This is a genomic window from Moraxella sp. CTOTU47724 (genome assembly GCF_032014955.1).
In the GTDB taxonomy this organism is placed as follows: Bacteria; Pseudomonadota; Gammaproteobacteria; order Pseudomonadales; family Moraxellaceae; genus Faucicola; species Faucicola tetraodonis.
This window is the reverse complement of record NZ_DALZSV010000063.1, coordinates 1-3,080: the sequence shown is the minus strand read 5'-3', so window position 1 is coordinate 3,080 and position 3,080 is coordinate 1. Positions and strand designations below refer to the sequence as shown.

General features: G+C 40.6%; 5 protein-coding genes. 3 read left to right on the top strand and 2 right to left on the bottom strand.

Annotated elements, in window-relative coordinates; genetic code table 11:
* The coding region (locus RTR63_RS10255) for a capsule assembly Wzi family protein (RefSeq protein ID WP_312524083.1) at positions 1–360 on the top strand (360 nt) is incomplete at its 5' end.
* A gap of 70 nt (positions 361–430) precedes the next feature.
* Here the strand turns inward: RTR63_RS10255 and RTR63_RS10250 are convergent.
* On the bottom strand, positions 431–1,207 hold the full coding sequence (locus RTR63_RS10250) for a ferredoxin--NADP reductase (RefSeq protein ID WP_312524082.1): 777 nt from the start codon (positions 1,205–1,207) through the stop codon (positions 431–433).
* Positions 1,208–1,384: 177 nt separating this feature from the next.
* On the opposite strand from RTR63_RS10250, the gene tsaA reads away from it, so the two are divergent.
* Complete coding sequence (tsaA, locus tag RTR63_RS10245) at positions 1,385–2,116, top strand: tRNA (N6-threonylcarbamoyladenosine(37)-N6)-methyltransferase TrmO (protein ID WP_312524081.1); 732 nt, start codon at positions 1,385–1,387, stop codon at positions 2,114–2,116.
* A 173-nt stretch (positions 2,117–2,289) separates the two neighbouring features.
* Positions 2,290–2,682, top strand: coding sequence for an MCR_0457 family protein (locus RTR63_RS10240; protein ID WP_065252741.1), 393 nt, complete (start codon positions 2,290–2,292; stop codon positions 2,680–2,682).
* Between the two features lie 133 nt (positions 2,683–2,815).
* On the opposite strand, the gene tnpA is transcribed toward RTR63_RS10240, so the two are convergent.
* A partial coding sequence (gene tnpA, locus RTR63_RS10235) for an IS200/IS605 family transposase (protein WP_312524079.1) occupies positions 2,816–3,080 on the bottom strand: 265 nt, incomplete at its 5' end.

Sequence of the window (3,080 nt, the reverse complement as noted above, 5' to 3'; positions counted from 1 at the left end):
TTGGATAAAACCAATACTATTTACACCCATAGCATTTATAAAGATGGTTATTATCAAAAGGGCTTGCCGCTAGGTCATCCGATTGGTGGGGATGGTGAAATCATTAGTGTGGGGCTATCAGGTAATATTAACGCTAACAACCAGTTCGGGTTAAAATACGCCAACGCCAAAGTGAATCAGTCTAATCAAGTGATTAATTCAGCTTTTCCATCCAAGCAGGACTTGGATATTGTCGAAGCCAATTGGAAACATAGATACAATGACAAAACCTCGGTTAAACTGGGTGTTTGGGGTAAAAAAGATAGCATCAGCGATGATAAAGATGCGGGTGGTAATTTGGTGTTAGAGTATAGCTACTAATTTTGAGTCATAAAAAAGAGCCTTATGGCTCTTTTTACGATTTTACGGTTTAACTTTTACTGTTCAACTTTTATTGCTCGACAAAGGCACGTTCAACCACATAATCACCCGTACCACCCATACGAGGTGATGGTTTAAGACCAAATTCATCAAGTAGTGCCGCCACGTCTTTATTCATAGATGGGCTACCGCAAATCATCGCGCGGTCATCGCTTGGATTAATGGGTGGTAATCCGATGTCTTGGAACAACTTGCCTGATTTCATTAAATCAGTCATACGCCCTTCATTGCGAAACGGCTCACGCGTGACCGTGGGATAATAGATAAGTTTATCTTTAACATATTCACCCAGTAACTCATCTTCAAACAAGTCTTTTTCAAACATCTCACGGTAGCCTAGTTCACTCACATAACGTACGCCATGCACCACGATAACTTTCTCAAAACGCTCATATACTTCTGGGTCACGGGCAAGTGACAAAAATGGTGCCAAGCCTGTACCCGTTGCTAGCATATACAAATGCTTGCCAGGGTTTAGGTCATCAAGTACTAGGGTGCCAGTCGGTTTTTTACTGACCAATAATTTATCGCCCACTTTGATATGCTGTAAAATAGACGTCAAAGGACCATCTTGGACTTTGATAGAATAAAATTCGAGCTCTTCATCATAGTTGGTGCTGGCAATTGAGTAGGCACGCATCAAAGGTTTTCCATTGACTTCCAGACCAATCATGGCAAATTCACCATTCCTAAAACGTAAACCTGCATTACGGGTAGTTTTTATGGTAAATAATGTGTCATTCCAATGATGCACATAGGTAACGGTTTCTTCATAAAATTTTGACATAGCACCCAACCTTGTATTGGTCATAGATAAAAATAAAAGTGAATAAAGAATAAAAAAAGCGGGTTAATATTGACATTCTGGGGCGATATGATAGCAAATTTTTGATGAATTAGTCGAATTTGGGCGTAAAAAAATGGCATAATCATAGTTTAAAATATCATATTTTAATGACCCATTATGTTACCACAACAAATTACCCTGCCGATTATCGGCATTGTGAACTCTCCACTTAAACAAAAGTTTGGCACGCCTCGCCAGCCCAATCTTGTGGATATCAACGCTACTATCAGCATGTTGCCACCCTACAATGTACTCAGTGCTTTTGAAGGCATTGCCCAATTTAGCCATCTTTGGATTATATGGCAGTTTCATCAAAATCGAGTCAATACAAATCAGTCAAATTTTCAGCCAACAGTCCGTCCACCGAGACTTGGTGGCAACCAAAAGATTGGGGTCTTTGCCAGTCGAAGTATGTATCGACCGGCAAATATTGGATTGTCAGTGGTCAAATTTTCGCATATTGAAAACACTGAGGCGGGTTTGAAGCTGCATATCATCGGCGGTGATATGATAGATGGCACGCCAGTCATTGATATCAAACCGTATTTGCCTTATAGCGATAGTATCGATGACGCGATTGCTGGGTATGCCAGCCAAAAACCCATCATCAAGTCGGTGCATTGGCATCCCGATTTATTGCCGGATTTATCCAATATTGCAGTAAAAAGTCAGCTGAAGCAAACAGATTGGCAAACCATCGAGCAACTCATTGCCCAAGACCCTAGACCTGCATATCGCCAGCAAGAGCTTAATACCCCATTTGTCATGCGTTATCAGAATGTCGATGTTCATTTTAGCCAGATAGCAGAGAGTGTTTTGCAAATTCAAGCCATTGAGCTATTAAACTAAACCGCGGCATGATGATATGAAAGTTTTTATCTAGCCGTATATTGCTAAACTGTTTCAAAAATTTTTACTTGTTCACAAAATACTGACTATATAGCGTGATTATTCGCTATATTTTTTTTGATTATTTAGTATGATATGGGCTGTATTTTACTTAGATAACGTTAGGACACCGTATGATTAAACTGGGCAAAATCAGTCAAGCTATGATAGGCATGTTGTTAATGGGCGTCACCGTGAGTGGTATCGCTGAAGATAAAAATAACGATACCATCGCAATCGATATGTCGGAATTATCGACCACCAAAGAAGAAGTGGCGGTATTACAAGTGTTATCAGAAATCTGCCCACCCATGCTGAATAAATCGCACCAAACAGGGTTTAACACCGCTTATAATGTCGAGCTAAAAAAATTAATGCCGACCATCAGCGATCCTCGTTTAGCGGTGCAGTACTTATCCTCTCAGCAAGATTACAAGCAAATTTTGAATGAAACCCGCCAATGGACGCTCAGTTATCCAAAAGCGGAGAATCTTGAACTATGCAAAGACCTTGCCAACAGTAAATAATAATTATAAGTCAACCTATCCTATACACCCCCTAACTGATTTAGGGGGTTTTATCCTCTGTTGCCGTAAAACCACCGACTTCAGGCGGTGGATATAAGGCAACTCCGTAGCTATGCTTACACACAGATGGTATTTAGTGCGGTGTATTTTGCTGTTCAATGTACTGGCGTATAATTTCAATTGGAGCACCGCCACAACTACCTGCAAAATAACTAGGCGACCACAACGCTTCTCCCCATAACTGCTCTTTAATAGACGGATATTCTTTTTTACGCAATAACCGACTAGACACGCCTTTCAAGCTATTCACCAAACTAGAAATAGCCACTTTGGGCGGATAAACCACCAGTAAATGCACATGGTCACTTTCACCGTCAAACTCTACTAGTTGCGCCTCA